15 protein-coding genes and 1 pseudogene are annotated in these 15,229 nt (G+C 36.5%); 4 read left to right on the top strand and 12 right to left on the bottom strand.

The window, feature by feature from the left end:
• Positions 1-14 precede the first annotated feature (14 nt).
• The 11 genes and pseudogenes from FA707_RS04425 to parE form a co-directional block, all read right to left on the bottom strand.
• Positions 15-704: a transposase gene (locus FA707_RS04425; protein WP_136953088.1), complete on the bottom strand. Its 690-nt coding sequence runs from the start codon at positions 702-704 to the stop codon at positions 15-17.
• A gap of 151 nt (positions 705-855) precedes the next feature.
• On the bottom strand, positions 856-1,743 hold the full coding sequence (ypfJ, locus tag FA707_RS04420) for a KPN_02809 family neutral zinc metallopeptidase (RefSeq protein WP_136953087.1): 888 nt from the start codon (positions 1,741-1,743) through the stop codon (positions 856-858).
• Between the two features lie 156 nt (positions 1,744-1,899).
• Positions 1,900-2,340 carry a MarR family winged helix-turn-helix transcriptional regulator gene (locus tag FA707_RS04415; protein WP_168177342.1) on the bottom strand — a complete coding sequence of 147 codons (441 nt, stop codon included), beginning with the start codon at positions 2,338-2,340 and terminating at the stop codon, positions 1,900-1,902.
• Positions 2,341-2,533: 193 nt separating this feature from the next.
• A complete protein-coding gene (rpsP, locus tag FA707_RS04410) occupies positions 2,534-2,806 on the bottom strand; it encodes a 30S ribosomal protein S16 (protein WP_135254846.1) in 273 nt (90 codons plus the stop codon).
• Positions 2,807-2,912: 106 nt separating this feature from the next.
• On the bottom strand, positions 2,913-3,275 hold the full coding sequence (locus FA707_RS04405) for a VOC family protein (RefSeq protein WP_136953085.1): 363 nt from the start codon (positions 3,273-3,275) through the stop codon (positions 2,913-2,915).
• Positions 3,276-3,331: 56 nt separating this feature from the next.
• The gene (gene ffh, locus FA707_RS04400; protein ID WP_136953084.1) at positions 3,332-4,771 is read right to left on the bottom strand and encodes a signal recognition particle protein; all 1,440 of its coding nucleotides are present in this window, start codon (positions 4,769-4,771) and stop codon (positions 3,332-3,334) included.
• Positions 4,772-4,784: 13 nt separating this feature from the next.
• The gene (locus FA707_RS04395; protein ID WP_136953083.1) at positions 4,785-5,123 is read right to left on the bottom strand and encodes a putative DNA-binding protein; all 339 of its coding nucleotides are present in this window, start codon (positions 5,121-5,123) and stop codon (positions 4,785-4,787) included.
• A gap of 242 nt (positions 5,124-5,365) precedes the next feature.
• Positions 5,366-5,887, bottom strand: a pseudogene (locus FA707_RS04390) (HdeD family acid-resistance protein).
• Between the two features lie 95 nt (positions 5,888-5,982).
• Positions 5,983-6,927, bottom strand: coding sequence for a serine hydrolase (locus FA707_RS04385; RefSeq protein ID WP_154299960.1), 945 nt, complete (start codon positions 6,925-6,927; stop codon positions 5,983-5,985).
• A gap of 116 nt (positions 6,928-7,043) precedes the next feature.
• A complete protein-coding gene (parC, locus tag FA707_RS04380) occupies positions 7,044-9,506 on the bottom strand; it encodes a DNA topoisomerase IV subunit A (protein ID WP_136953081.1) in 2,463 nt (820 codons plus the stop codon).
• A gap of 19 nt (positions 9,507-9,525) precedes the next feature.
• The gene (gene parE / locus FA707_RS04375; RefSeq protein WP_136953080.1) at positions 9,526-11,616 is read right to left on the bottom strand and encodes a DNA topoisomerase IV subunit B; all 2,091 of its coding nucleotides are present in this window, start codon (positions 11,614-11,616) and stop codon (positions 9,526-9,528) included.
• Between the two features lie 247 nt (positions 11,617-11,863).
• Between parE and FA707_RS04370 the strand changes: the two genes are divergently transcribed.
• Genes FA707_RS04370 through coaC form a run of 4 tightly spaced genes read left to right on the top strand, consistent with a single transcriptional unit; the run spans position 11,864 to position 14,464 of the window.
• Positions 11,864-12,463 carry a TetR/AcrR family transcriptional regulator gene (locus FA707_RS04370; protein ID WP_136953079.1) on the top strand — a complete coding sequence of 200 codons (600 nt, stop codon included), beginning with the start codon at positions 11,864-11,866 and terminating at the stop codon, positions 12,461-12,463.
• A gap of 12 nt (positions 12,464-12,475) precedes the next feature.
• On the top strand, positions 12,476-13,126 hold the full coding sequence (locus tag FA707_RS04365) for an ECF transporter S component (RefSeq protein ID WP_210409636.1): 651 nt from the start codon (positions 12,476-12,478) through the stop codon (positions 13,124-13,126).
• A 24-nt stretch (positions 13,127-13,150) separates the two neighbouring features.
• Positions 13,151-13,906, top strand: coding sequence for a phosphopantothenate--cysteine ligase (gene coaB, locus FA707_RS04360; RefSeq protein ID WP_136953077.1), 756 nt, complete (start codon positions 13,151-13,153; stop codon positions 13,904-13,906).
• Between the two features lie 15 nt (positions 13,907-13,921).
• The gene (gene coaC / locus FA707_RS04355; RefSeq protein WP_136953076.1) at positions 13,922-14,464 is read left to right on the top strand and encodes a phosphopantothenoylcysteine decarboxylase; all 543 of its coding nucleotides are present in this window, start codon (positions 13,922-13,924) and stop codon (positions 14,462-14,464) included.
• Between the two features lie 61 nt (positions 14,465-14,525).
• On the opposite strand, the gene FA707_RS04350 is transcribed toward coaC, so the two are convergent.
• Positions 14,526-15,227, bottom strand: coding sequence for an MIP/aquaporin family protein (locus FA707_RS04350; RefSeq protein ID WP_136953075.1), 702 nt, complete (start codon positions 15,225-15,227; stop codon positions 14,526-14,528).
• Positions 15,228-15,229: the final 2 nt, after the last annotated feature.

Genomic DNA, 15,229 nt, shown 5'->3' with positions numbered 1-15,229 from the left:
AATACCCCAAAAAGTTAGATTTTTTGGTCTAACTTTTTGGGGGCAGTACAGTTGGGAGAAAGCTTAGGTGTTGTTTCAATTTGTTTTTCTAATTCTTCTAATCTGAATTCTAAACGAGTTAGAACTTCATCAACCATATCTAAAGACAGATTAGAACCATCTGGTATATGAGACGACGAATAAGCCTCTTTTAATTCATTCATTAAAGAGACGGTTGCTTCTCGATTCATCGCATCGAAACGAATCGTGCTTTTCTTCCAAACAAAACTAAATTTATTGGCATCAGCTAAAATTTTAGTTCCATCAATAAAAATGGCATCATCAATCATGTTTTGTTGACGTAAATAAGCGGTTAGCTGCTCCAAGCCTTGATTAATAAGACCTTCTAATTCATCAGATATTCTAAAGCGTGCAATCGTTCGATAAGAAGGCACCATTTCTTGTGTTAACCAACGAGCCGGTAGGCTCTCTTCAGCCAATTGAGCAATTTTACGACTACTAAAAACACTGCGTGTGTACGCAAATAAGACCAGCTTTAACATAGCAGATAAATTATATTGACGTGGTCTTCCGAATAAATAAGATTCTTTGATTTTTAATGTTTCAACTAGCTCGTTAATAAACCAAGCCGTATTATTTTTTTCTGGAATATATGAAGTTGTAATATCCAAACTTAACTGATTCATGTTATAATTAGAATACATTTTTTGGTCCTTTCTAGGATTCTTTGAAGCATGGGTCGGACCGTGCTTCTTTTTTATTTTATTATACCAAAACCCCTGATAAATTTGGCTTTATTGCCAAATTTATCAGGGGTTTTTTTAGAGACTTATGTCACAGCCTCTTTTGCTTAGTCTAGTATTTAATATTAGTAAAACCTGCTGCTTTAAACGTATTACTATTTTCTAAATCACCATAAGTGTAGCCACGTTTAAACCACTCCATACGTTGCGCTGATGTTCCGTGTGTAAAGCTATCCGGTACCGCGTAACCCTGAGCTTGTTTTTGTAAGGTGTCATCACCAATCGCATGAGCTGCTTCAATGGCTTCTTCAACATCACCCATTTCTAAAATCGGCTTCCCTTCAAAGGTTTTACCTGCTAAATACTTCGTAAACGCACCACCAAAGTAGTCAGCTTGTAATTCTAATTGAACACTATATTTGTTGTAGTCTTTTTCCGACACACGTTGTCGAACATAGTTCAATTGATCCGTAATCCCTAACTGTTGTTGTACATGATGTCCTACTTCATGAGCTAAAACATAGGCCATCGCGTAATCACCTTTAGCACCATAACGTTTGGCTAATTCATCACCAAAACTTAAATCTAAGTAAACTTTTTGGTCACCAGGACAATAAAACGGGCCAACCTGTGCTGTCGCGGTTCCACAAGCTGAATTAACGCTACCTGAGAACAAGACTAACGTTGGTTCTGTATACTTGCCTTTTGATGCCGGAAAAGCATCATTCCAATAATCTTCCAAATGTCCGAATACAACAGAAGCAAATTCTTTTTGGTCATTGTATTCATCACTATCAACATTCACTGTTTCGTAGTTAGATGGTGTTATACCCGATGTAAAGACATCTACAAGACTCCCTAAATTTCCTGTAAAAAAGAATGAAATTAACGCAATTAATATCGCACCGATACCTCCCCCAGCAGCTAAGGTGGACATTCCTCCACCACTACTTGTTCGGTCTTCGACATTCGAACTTTTTCTACCACCCTTAAAAATCATAGTTTCTCCTCCACTCCAAATTTTAATAAACGAATCCCTGATCCATTAATCAAAATAATACCAATACTTTATAACTCAATTTTATAACAAGTAAGTGAATAAAAGCAAATAGTTGGCGTTATTAAATAAAAGCCGAAAAAAATAATTTTTCGGCTTTTATTTATTCTCTTCTTTTTGATAATGAGACTCAATCATTTTCATTGCATCAATCAATTTCCCTTTATAAGGACTACTTAGAATTTCAAGATCTTCTTCTAAAACATCTAAGTATTGATAATATAATTGTTTAGCGGCCTCTTTACCTTCTTTTGTTAACGATAAATAAAACAAACGTTTGTCTTCAAATGATTGTTCTTTTTCAATAAATTCTAAATCTGCTAAATTTTTCAGAATACGACTCATGTAACTTTTATCTAAATCTAATCGTTCTTCAATATCTCGTGCTGTTAGATTATCCGCTTCATAAAGCTCCAACATCACTTTTATCTCGTTAAACGTCAATTGTTCATTAGACATTTTCTTTTCTATCGTATTTAAGTAGTTTGAGAAAATACGGATAAACGAGCTGATTTGTTTAGCATCTTGCTCATCTGACATGTCCATCACCTCTATTTATAGATACTGTGATTCTTTATTCCCTAATTCTATAATACGAAATAATCAAAATAAAAACAATCCCAATCGACTTATTTTTGAAATTTGTTGATAAATTCAACTGATAATCATTTAATATTACAAAAAATAAACAAAAAAGACGTTTCTTATTAAAAAGAAACGTCTTTCATTTAAACTATTTAGTGAATTTAGCTTCGTGATGTTTTTTCATAACGCCTTCTTTAGAAAGGATGTTACGAACTGTATCTGAAGGTTGTGCACCTTTTGATAACCAATCTAAAACTAAATCTTCTTTGATTGTTACTTCTGCAGGGTTTTTAGTTGGAGCGTAAGTTCCTACTACCTCGATGAAACGTCCATCACGTGGAGAACGAGAATCTGCTACTACAATACGATAAAATGGATTTCTTTTTGAACCCATACGTTTTAAACGAATTTTAACTGCCATTATTATGTCACCTCTAAATTTTCTATTGTGTTGCTCACAAAAGATAGTTTATCACGTTTCAAAAACGATGTAAAGTGTTTTTTCTTTACAGGAACTAAAATAATTGTTAACGTTCGATAGCAGCTAAATAATGCCCTTCATTATCTTGAAAATTAAATGAGCGTTGCCCAGCATGTTCCGATATATCGCTGATAAACAAACCTGCTCTAGCAACCTCTTGATGGTAATCTTCTAGATTATCCACATAAATCGCAATAGACGGCATAGCTAGAGAGACTTCTGGTGAGACTTGCTCAATAAAACTCTTCTCAAAAAGTTGTACTCGAAAATTATCTTCTAGATTCAGTACAACTGACTGACTAGGGCCTAAATCTAATGTTTTTTCAACTGTAAACCCCAAATAAGTAGTCCAAAAAGCTTGCGTGGCCTTAACATTTTCGACATAAATCATTAATACAGCGTGTTTCATCACTTATTTCTCCTTAAAAAAAGCGTGTAGATACATCAACTACACGCTTATACTTATTATTTTTTCTTTTTCTTCGCTTTTTTCAAGGCTTTTTTCTTCGCGTTTTGTTGTTTACGCGCCATAGAATTAAAGGCCATTTTGCCCATCTTGCCTTTTATGCCTGAACCAAACATTTGGTCCATTCCTGCTGGCATGTTACCGTTAGTCATTTGTTGCATCATTTTTTTACTCTCATTGAATTGTTTAATCATTCGATTCACTTCAACGACGCTGTTACCAGAACCAGCGGCAATACGACGACGACGGCTCGGATTTAATAAATCAGGATTTTCACGCTCGGCTGGTGTCATTGACATGACAATTGCACGTTTACGCGCAACATCTTTAGGATCAACTTTAAATTGATCAAGACCTGGCACTTCGCTCATTCCTGGAATCATTTTTAATAAATCTTCAATTGGCCCCATACCCATTACTTGGTCTAATTGTTCAATGAAGTCGTTAAAATCGAAAGAGTTTTCTTTCATTTTCATTGCTAATTCTTCAGCTTTTTGTTCATCAAAATCAGCTTGGGCTTTTTCAATTAAAGTTAATAAGTCACCCATCCCTAAAATACGACTAGACATACGATCTGGATGGAAAACTTCTAAGTCAGTTAACTTCTCACCTGTACCAGCAAATTTAATTGGTTTCCCCGTTACGGCACGAATTGATAGAGCGGCACCACCACGTGTGTCACCATCTAATTTCGTCACGACTACCCCAGTAATATCTAATTGCTCATTGAAGCTTTCTGCTACGTTTACGGCATCTTGACCAGTCATGGCATCAACAACTAATAGAATTTCATCTGGATCTGCTAAAGCTTTAATTTCTTTTAGCTCGTTCATTAGAACATCGTCGATATGAAGACGACCGGCTGTATCGATGAACACATAGTCATTTTTTTGTTGAGCTGCTAATTCTAACCCTTGGCGAACGATTTCAACTGGGCTAACTTCTGTTCCCATTTCGAATACAGGAATGTCTAATTGCTCACCGATTACTTTTAACTGCTCAATCGCAGCTGGACGATAAACGTCACCGGCAATCAATAATGGACGGGCATTTTCATTTTTCTTTAATTGACCAGCTAATTTACCAACAAACGTTGTTTTACCAGCCCCTTGTAAACCTGACATCATCACGATTGTCGGAATTTTAGGTGATTTGTTTAGTGGCACGGCTTCGCCACCTAATGTTGCTGTTAACTCTTCATCAACGATTTTAACGATTTGTTGTGCTGAAGTTAAGGTTTCTAATACTTCTTCCCCAACGGCACGGTCACTGACACGTTTCGTAAAGTCTTTTACCACTTTAAAGTTAACGTCGGCCTCTAATAAAGCCAGACGAATCTCGCGCATCATTTCTTTTACGTCAGCTTCAGTAATCTTTCCTTTACGACGTAATTTTTTCATCGCTCCTTGCAAGCGTTCTGTTAAACTTTCAAAAGCCATTCTTACCTACCCCTTAATCTTCTATTTCTTGAATTTGCTTAATTAATTCATGTAATTCAGTATCATCAGGATAATCTTGTGACACCTTATCCTTCATTTTTTCAAGTAAATCTTTTCTAACGACATAATTAGAATATAAATGTAAATTCTTTTCGTATTTTTCAAGAATTTTTTCTGTACGCTTAATGTTATCGTAAACTGCTTGACGGCTCACATCAAACTCTTCGGCAATTTCACCTAATGAAAAATCATCTGCATAATATAGCTCAATATAATTCATTTGCTTTTCGGTCAAAAGGGTTGAATAGAATTCAAACAGCGCATTCATACGATTCGTTTTTTCTATATCCATTCCTATCCCTCCTTTACTTAGCCTTAATATACAAACTCTTTTATATTATAGCATAAACTGACGGTGTGGCTAGTCATTTTGTAGTAGCTTTTTGTAATTTTATATGGTATGATACCGTTATGCGATGAGGCGACAGAACTCGATTTTGGAGTTCACCCTTACCAAAAGACATAGTGGACGATGTCGGTAAGGCCGGATTAAAAAGAGGTGTGACTAAGTCACACCTCTTTTTTTATATACTATTAACCAAAGGCTGCCACAATATAAGTGACACCCGTCACCATAAAGTAGGCACCCACTAAGAACGCTAAGGTTAACGCAGAAGTAATGGGATTAAATAATAACATTACCCCTAAAATAATACCTAAAACATTAGAAATAATCGTAAACCAATACATCGGTTCACTTACACCTTTATATATTTTAGCAAAAAACATCTCATAGATAGAATCTATAATAAACCAAGCAGCAAAAAAGTAAGGTAAAATGACTAAGCTAGCCCCAATATTAAACAGTAACATTAAGCCAATCAAGATATCTAGAATACCAAGTAAAATGGGAAATTTTGATTTTTCACCGGCTAAGAGATTAAATTTTTTTCGATTAAACAACTCAAAACATCCTTTAGCAATAGCGCCAAAGCCAAAATACATCACAATCGCTAATCAGTTTCCCTCTGGATGTGACAATGACATAAATGCCACCAACATAAATAAAATACCGATAACTAAGTAACCCCAATTAAATTTTCTTTCTCCACTCATCTCAATCAACCCTTCCCTGTACATTAATTGTACTTTTTTCGCAAAAAATAAAAAATAATTCATTAAAAAATTAACCATCAAAAACTATCCTAACGTTAGTCTTTGATGGTTAATTGTTCAATTTGTTTATAAGTTTCTCCTGCAATTTTTTCGATTAATTTTATGCCCTCAGTGAAGGTTTGATTTCCTTCCGTCAATACCGCAATTGAGTAATCAGCATTCTGATCAGCTACTTTCCCAATACTGTTGACAAGCCACGTCTTTCCATCAAGCGATAGCCAGCCATTTTTTAAATAATAGCGATTTGCATTTTTAGAAATCCCCCACTGTTGTTCCTCGTCAACTCTTGACATCAATTGTTGAATGTAGGTGACATCTTGTTGTCGATTGTATGGTTGCTCACCAAAAATAGCATTAATTAATTTCACCTGATCTAACGCATCGGTTTGAATTAGTCCCCAAGATTCCTTGTTAGCTTGAGTGTCACTCATGTTAAGTGCCGCAAATAAATGATCTATCTCTAAATAATCACCTAAGCGACTTTTTACGAATTTGTGTGTAACTTCATTATTACTTTTAGTAATCATTAATTCAGCATCTCTCTGCTCTTGAGTTGATAATCCAGCAATCCCCTTCTCATCTAACGCCAACACTTCCATTAAGACCGCTACTTTAGCGATGCTCGCAGTATAAAAGTGAGGAATCGGTTTATTGCTGTAGGTCACATAAATATCTGTTCGATTATCATAAATCGCAATATCAAATTTTGTGGTTTCGTTTTTTAATAGGGTTTTCCAAGCGTCCTGTAATGTTTTGGTTAGTTGCTGTGAGCGTTCCTTATCAACTTTTTTCTCATTTAACTCTTTATTTAATTTTTCAATATCAATTAATTGCTTCGCTTGACTAAGCATTTCTGCTCGTTCAATATTTTGGCTAACAATGGTTGGCGTCGGTCGACGATAAAATATTACTACAAAAATCGTCATCAAACTCATAAAAACGACTAATAACGTTTTGCTATTGATTATTTTACGCTTCAAATAATCACCTTTCTTACTTAACTGTCTGTTAGTTACATGCCATTCCATATAAAAAGGAGCTGTGTTAAAAACACAACTCCCCCATTGTACAATATTTTTTTATAGATAACAAATAACTATTGTTCTGCTTGTTCAGATAGTTGTGGTGTGGCTCCTTGATAGACTTGTGCTACGCCACCTTCTTGTTTTTCATCAAATAAGAAGGAACCATTTGACATCCGATCATTGATTGGATATGTGCCTGAGTTAAACGTATAAAGATTACCTTTGTTGGTTAAGACTTCGATAATTGCATCTTTTTGAGATTCCGTCACACTTATCACACGATGGGCATTATTTTTTAACTCCCGTAAAACCATAATACCTCGTTTAGCACGACTTAACGGATTGATCTCTTGTGCTAGCATACGTTTAATTGCGCCACGTTGTGTCACAATCGTAACCGGTGTATCGCCCTCAGACCAAACAAGTAGGCCGTTTACGATATAGTCTTCTTCTTTCAAATTCATCGAGATGACACCTGCTGCCTTAGCACCAACTGTGTTGACCTCACTTAATGGATAACGAAGTCCAAAACCACGATAACTCACTAAGAAAACATCTAACGGTTGGCCATCTTCAACTAAATACGCATTGACAATTTCGTCATCACCTTTTAATTTCATACACGCAGTCGCTTTACTCTTATACGTACGCCACGTTGCAAATTCGGTCATAGCGGTTTGCTTAATCATGCCATTACGTGAAATTAATACAAAGACTTTATTATCTGCTAATTGATCGTATGGATAAACACCAATCACTTGCTCATCTTTATCAAAGTTCGTAATCGTTTGAGATAGATGCTCACCCACATCTTTCCAACGAATATCCGCTAACTCGTGAATTGGACGATAAATCATGTTCCCTTTGTTCGTTACAATCAACACGTGTTGTAATGTGTGTAGTTGTTTGGCAAACACTAGATAATCTGTTTCCTTCAAGCCAATCTCATTGGCTGATGAGGCGCTAAATGAACGTAAACTACTACGCTTAATATAGCCCTCTTTAGAAACGGTCACCATCACGTCTTCTTGTGATACTAAGACTTCCGTATTGACCACAATTTCTTCGATTTCTTTTTGAATGAAGGTTAAACGTGATGATTCATATTGTTTCTTCACTTCACGTAATTCTTTTTTCATTAGCTTCATTAATTCTTTGTCGTTGCCTAAAATAGAGTTTAAGAACGTAATATTATCAGCTAACTCTTGTGCTTCTTTTTCAAGTGCCGTAATATCGGTATTCGTTAAACGATACAATTGTAACGACACAATCGCTTCGGCTTGCGCTTCAGAAAAAGCAAACTCTTTTACTAAGTTTTGTTTCGCATTTTTCTTGTCTTTACTCTTACGAATCGTTGCAATCACTTCATCTAAAATCGATAAAGCTTTCATTAACCCTTCTACGATATGTTGACGTTTCAATGAACGGTTCAATTCAAAACGTGAACGACGTTGGATCACGTCACGACGATGATCGATATAGGCTTGTAAAATCCGAATTAAGCCCACTTGTTTCGGACGTTGTTCGTCAATCGCTACCATATTGAAGTTATAGTTCACTTGCAAGTCAGTATTTTTGAATAAATAATTTAAAATCCCTTGAGCATTAGCATCTTTTTTCAAATCAATCACGATTTGTAAACCAGTACGGTCTGTTTCATCACGAACTTCAGCAATCCCGTCAATTTTTTTCATCAGACGAATTTCATCCATTTTCTTAACCAAATTCGCTTTATTGACTTCGTAAGGAATTTCAGAAATGACAATTTGTTCACGGCCGGCTTTCATTGGCTTAATTTCCGTTTTAGAACGTAAAACAACGCGCCCTTTCCCTTTAGTATAAGCCTTCTTAATTTCGTCAACACCTTGTAAAATTCCGCCAGTCGGAAAATCTGGACCCGGAATAAATTCCATCAATTTATCTAGCGTTACATTAGGATGATCGATTAAATAGATCGTTCCTTCAATGACTTCTCCCAGATTATGCGTTGGAATTTCAGTTGCATATCCTGCTGAAATTCCGGTTGAACCATTTACTAATAAGTTAGGATAACGAGCTGGCAAAACAGTCGGTTCTTTTTCGGTATCATCAAAGTTCCATACTAAATCTACCGTTTCTTTTTCAATATCGGCTAACATTTCACCACTTAATTTTGATAAACGGGCTTCCGTATAACGCATCGCAGCAGGCGGATCACCGTCCATACTACCATTATTACCATGCATTTCAATTAACGTTTCACGCAATTTCCAATCCTGACTCATGCGGACCATTGCATCATAAATACTGCTGTCACCATGGGGATGATAATTACCCATGATATTACCGACACCTTTTGCAGATTTTCTAAATGCTTTTTCATGTGTGTTACCATCTTCATTCATCGCAAATAAAATACGACGTTGAACTGGTTTTAACCCGTCACGAATATCCGGTAAGGCACGTTCCTGAATAATGTATTTAGAATAACGACCGAAGCGATCGCCCATGACATCTTTCAGTGGCATTTCTTGAATATCATTTCGATGTTGCACAATCTTTCACTTCCTTATCTTATAAATCTGCAAATAAATCTATTTCAGCAAATAATTCTTCGCTTACTTCTTCTTTGGTTTCTTCTTGCTGTAGTTCTAGCATTTCTTCAACCATTTCAACATGCTCGACATCATCAGTCGGATTATCGTCCAATAAACTGCCCTCTTCTTCCATCGTAAAGGCCACATTGTTTTCAATCCAATGACGACGTTTATCAACTTTGTCTCCCATTAACGTTGAAACGATTTTCTCATTACTGCCTGATTCTCCATCTTCTTCTTCAAGAGTCACGCGAATTAAGGTACGCGTCTCCGGATTCATGGTTGTTTCCCATAATTGATCGGCGTTCATCTCACCTAACCCTTTGTAACGTTGTAACATATAGCCTTTACCCATTTGTTGAGTAATTTTTTCAAGTTCTTCATCAGTCCAAGCATACTCTAATACACCTTTTTTACCTGTCCCTTTAGTTACTTTGTACAAAGGAGGCATCGCGATATACACTTTTCCGGCTTCAACTAACGGAGTCATAAAGCGATAGAAGAACGTTAAGAGTAACGTCTGAATATGTGCTCCATCAGTATCTGCATCGGTCATGATAATCACTTTGTCATAGTTACAATCTTCAAGTGAGAAGTCTGAACCATAACCTGCGCCTATCGTATAAATCATCGTGTTGATTTCTTCGTTTTTTAAGATATCTTCTAACTTCGCTTTTTCTGTGTTTAATACTTTTCCTCGTAATGGTAAAATCGCTTGGAATTTACGGTCACGACCTTGTTTAGCTGAACCACCAGCCGAATCTCCCTCAACTAAATAAAGTTCATTTCGCTTTGGATTTTTAGTTTGAGCGGGTGTTAATTTACCTGAAAGCAATGATTCACGTTTTTTCTTTTTCTTACCGTTACGACTTTCTTCACGCGCTTTACGGGCGGCTTCACGCGCTTCACGCGCTTTTAACGCCTTACGAATTAACATTTGGCTTATGTCATTATTTTCCTGTAAGAAGAAACCTAACTGTTCAGAAATCAAGGATTCCACTGCTGTTCTAGCAGGCACCGTTACTAATTTAACCTTCGTTTGACTCTCAAATTGTAAGATACTTTCTGGTATACGGACTGAAATAATCGCTGTTAACCCTTCACGAATATCTGTCCCATCAAGATTTTTATCTTTGTCTTTTAATAGCCCCACTTTACGTGCGTAGTCATTAAAACTCTTTGTTAAGGCCGTACGCATACCGGTTTCATGCGAACCACCATCTTTCGTACGCACGTTGTTAACGAATGACAGGACGTTTTCAGAATATCCATCATTGTATTGGAATGAAAACTCTATTTCGATGTCATCTTTTTCCCCAGCGAAATAGACAACTGGTGTTAAATCATCTTTTTCTTCGTTTAAATAGCTAATAAACTCTTTAATTCCCTCTTCATAATGGAAAACTTCTTCCACTGTTTCAGCTGGACGTTCATCACGAATCGTAATTTTTAAGCCTTTTAGCAAGAAGGCTGACTCACGCAAACGCTCTGCTAACGTTTGAAAAGAGAAATTAGTTGTTGTGAAAATTTCTTTATCCGGCAAGAATTGAATGAACGTACCATTCTTTTTCTTCGTAGTTTTACCAAGTTTTTTTAAGGTACCATCTGGTTTACCACCGTTGATAAAACGTTGCTCGTATTCAACACCATCACGCACAGTGCGTACAATTAACCACTGTGATAGCGCATTTACAACACTTGCCCCTACACCATGCAAGCCACCAGATGTTTTGTAGCCACCATTTTGGCCAAATTTACCACCAGCATGTAAAACGGTAAAAATAACTTGAACAGTCGGCACACCTGATTGATGCATTCCGATTGGCATACCTCGTCCAAAATCCTCCACGCCGATACTACCATCTTCAAAAATTGTGACATTAATTTCTGAACCATGTCCAGCCAACGCTTCGTCGACAGAATTGTCTACGATTTCATATACTAAATGATGCAACCCTTTACTGTCATTTGATCCAATGTACATACCTGGACGCTTTCTAACCGCGTCAAGGCCTTCTAGTACCTGGATAGATGAATCGTTATATTCATTATTTACTTTTTTTACCATCTCTGAACTAACTCCTTATCTATCGAACAAAATCCTATTCTCTGTCTTTCCATAAAGGAACAGCTTTTCTATTATACCATTTATCCGTCCTTCAAAACATTAAATTTTTTAAGAAACCTTTTTATCATAGGAATCTTAGCAAAAAATGAACCTTTTGACAAGACATGTAAGCCTTTACTATTGACACTCGTGTCAGTTCATGATAACTTAGTGACACAAATGTCATTAAGTTTAAGGAGGTAACGACTTGACTCAAAATAAAAACGAAGCCATGAAACGTGAAAAACGGGCCATGATTCTTGATACTGCACGTGAAATTTTCGGACAAAAAGGCTATGCGAACGTAACAATGGCGGACATTGTTCATGCATGCGGGATTAGTCGAGGCGGTCTATATCTGTATTTCCCTTCGATTGAAGAATTGTTTCAAGAAGTGGTAATAGAACAATCTAAACAAAAATTCACAATTATTAATCAACGTGTTGCCAATAAAGAACCTTTCGAAGAAATATTCGAGCAATACCTAGAACTACAAAAAAATCGGTTATTAAACATCGATGATTCGATTTTGGTGGCCACTTATGAGTACTACAACTCTCATCAAGAACCTGAACAAATCGCCTTTCAAAAAAGTTATGTTGACTACTTAACAGCAACGATTCGCGACTTATTAACACTTGGAAAAACACAGGGAGTGATTGCCAATCAAAACATTCCTGAATTGGCAGACATGTTTATTATGTTATTAGAAGGTATTAGTATTTTTAAGACATTCAAACAAGTCGATGAACACCAAATTATCAAGCAACTCAATTTATTAAAAAACCAATTGATTTATGTCAATTAACACTAGGAGGAGATTCTCATTAAACAGTCAAAAACAAAAAACTTAGTCCTGATTGCCATTTTTACCGCAATTATTTTCGTTCTAAGTTTTACACCCATTGGTTACATTCAATTAGGACTAATTAAAGCCACCATCATACATGTACCTGTCATAATTGCTTCAATATTATTAGGTCCAAAACGAGGCGCCATTTTAGGTTTTGTTTTCGGATTAACGAGCTTCATTAGCAACACCACTGCTCCAGTTGTAAGTTCCTTTGTTTTCACGCCGTTTGCTAATTTACCTGGTGAAACACATGGGTCACTTTTAGCTTTAATCACGTGTTTTGTACCAAGAATAATGGTAGGTGTCGTTCCTTTTTATGTTTATCAATTATTGGCACGCTTCATGAAAGAAAAAAATATTGTTCGATATGTAATTAGCGGAATCATTGGCTCATTGACCAATACTATCTTAGTTTTAGGTAGTATTTTACTTTTATTTAAAGATGCTTATGCCAAAATTAATCAAGTCAATACAACTGGCTTATATAAAATTATTGGCGGGATTATTTTTACTAATGGGATTATCGAGGCGATTGTGGCTGGTGTAATTGTTAGCTTAGTTTGCCGCTCACTAATGAGTAACCGTAAAATTGAAAAAATGATTGAAGAATTAAACTAATAAAAGGATAAGGAGATTTTCATTATGCGTATTTTAGTAACAGCAGGTGGTACCAAAGAAAAAATTGACGAGGTGCGCTATATCGCCAATCACTCAACTGGACGTTTAGGTTCAATTATTGCCGATAATTTTGCTCAAGATGACAATCATCACGTTACGTACATTCATGGTTATGGAGCCATTGTTCCAGAAAACAAGGCCATTCAACTCATCCCTATTTTTACTAGTCAGGACTTAGAATCAGCGATTAAACACGAATTAACCACCCATACTTATGATATCGTCATCCACAGCATGGCCGTCAGTGACTATACGATGGATAATGCGTTTAGCCAAGAAGAATTATTAACTCACTTAAAAGAGGCCCTATTCAATCAACAAGCGACCATTGACGAGCAAACATTCACTGAGACATTGAGCGATGTCTTAGCAAAACTTGGTAAAGAAAACGAAGACAAAAAAATCTCTTCCTCAAATGAACACTTATTATTACGTTTGAAGAAAACACCTAAAATCATCAAAATGATTAAAGAAATTCAACCTGACACTACATTAGTCGGATTCAAATTATTAGTTGATGTAACAGAAGATTACTTATTATCCATCGCTAGCCAGTTACTAGCAAAAAATGATTGTGACTACGTTCTAGCAAACGACTTGACCTCAATTGAAGGAGATCAACACACTGGTTACTTAGTCTCACCTGACGGCAGTTTAACGAAGGCTCACACGAAACCTGAAATTGCCGAAATGATCAAGCAAACATTAACCACTAAATAATAGGAGGCTATCACTATGTCTAATATCTTAATGGGCGTTTCCGGTAGTATCTCTGCCTACAAAGCAGCCGATATTGTCAGTTCATTAACAAAGCAACAATACAGCGTTAATGTCATGATGACTAAAAGCGCAACTGAGTTCATTACCCCTTTAACGCTTCAATCACTATCAAAGAATTATGTCTACACAAACGTCATGGAAGAACAACATCCTAAGGTAATTAGCCACATTGAACTAGCAAAACAAGCCGATGTCTTCTTAATCGCACCAGCAAGCGCTAATATTATCGGTAAATTAGCCAATGGGATTGCGGACGATTTAGTCACCGCTACCGCGCTTGCCTTACCTAATAACGCGACGCCTAAATTAATTGCACCCGCGATGAATACCAACATGTATCTTCATCCAGCTGTTCAGAAGAACTTGGCAACGCTAATAGAATATGGTTATCAAATCATCGAACCCAAAGAAAGCCTGCTTGCTTGCGGTGACTTTGGTAAAGGTGCTTTAGCTGACGTTTCAACCATCGTTGATGCAGTTAACCAACAGTTAAACTAAAAAAACGTGCTTTCTCTTTGATAGAGAAGCACGTTTTTTATTTATTTGATTTTACTGATGATTAGAATAAGTTAAAAACTAATACCGCAATAATCGCACCGATAATTGGTCCTACGATTGGAACTAAAGCATAACCCCAATCAGAGTCACCTTTGTTTTTCATTGGTAAGATTGCATGTGCAATTCTTGGTCCTAAGTCACGCGCTGGGTTAATAGCGTAGCCTGTTGGTCCACCTAAAGATAAACCAACTGCTAAGATAACTGCACCAACTGCGAAAACATTATTACCAAATTGTAAATCGTTTTTACCAAACGCTAATAATGCTAAAACTAAAACGAATGTTCCAATAGCTTCAGTAATCATGTTTGCTGGTAAGTTACGAATTGCTGGACCAGTTGCAAATGTTCCTAAAATAGCCCCTTGATCTTCTGTTGCATCCCAATGTGGTAAATAAGCTAACCAAACTAGAATCGCACCAACGATTGCTCCTAATAGTTGAGCAATAATAAACGGAACTACTTGACTCCATTCAATCGCACCTGTCATTGCCATTGCAATTGTCACAGCTGGATTTAAATGAGCTGGACCCATAAATCCTGAAATGAAAACAGCGATAGTAACTGCCATTGCCCATCCTAGAGCGATAACAATCCAACCTGCGTTTTGTGCTTTACTTTGATTTAGGTTACACGCCGCACAAACGCCGCCCCCTAATAAAATTAAAATCATGGTACCGATAAATTCTCCCATAACTGCTTGCATCT

Source organism: Vagococcus zengguangii, from assembly GCF_005145005.1.
In the GTDB taxonomy this organism is placed as follows: domain Bacteria; phylum Bacillota; class Bacilli; order Lactobacillales; family Vagococcaceae; genus Vagococcus_A; species Vagococcus_A zengguangii.
The sequence above is the reverse complement of the archived record's forward strand: the minus strand, read 5'-3'. Positions and strand labels throughout refer to the sequence as shown.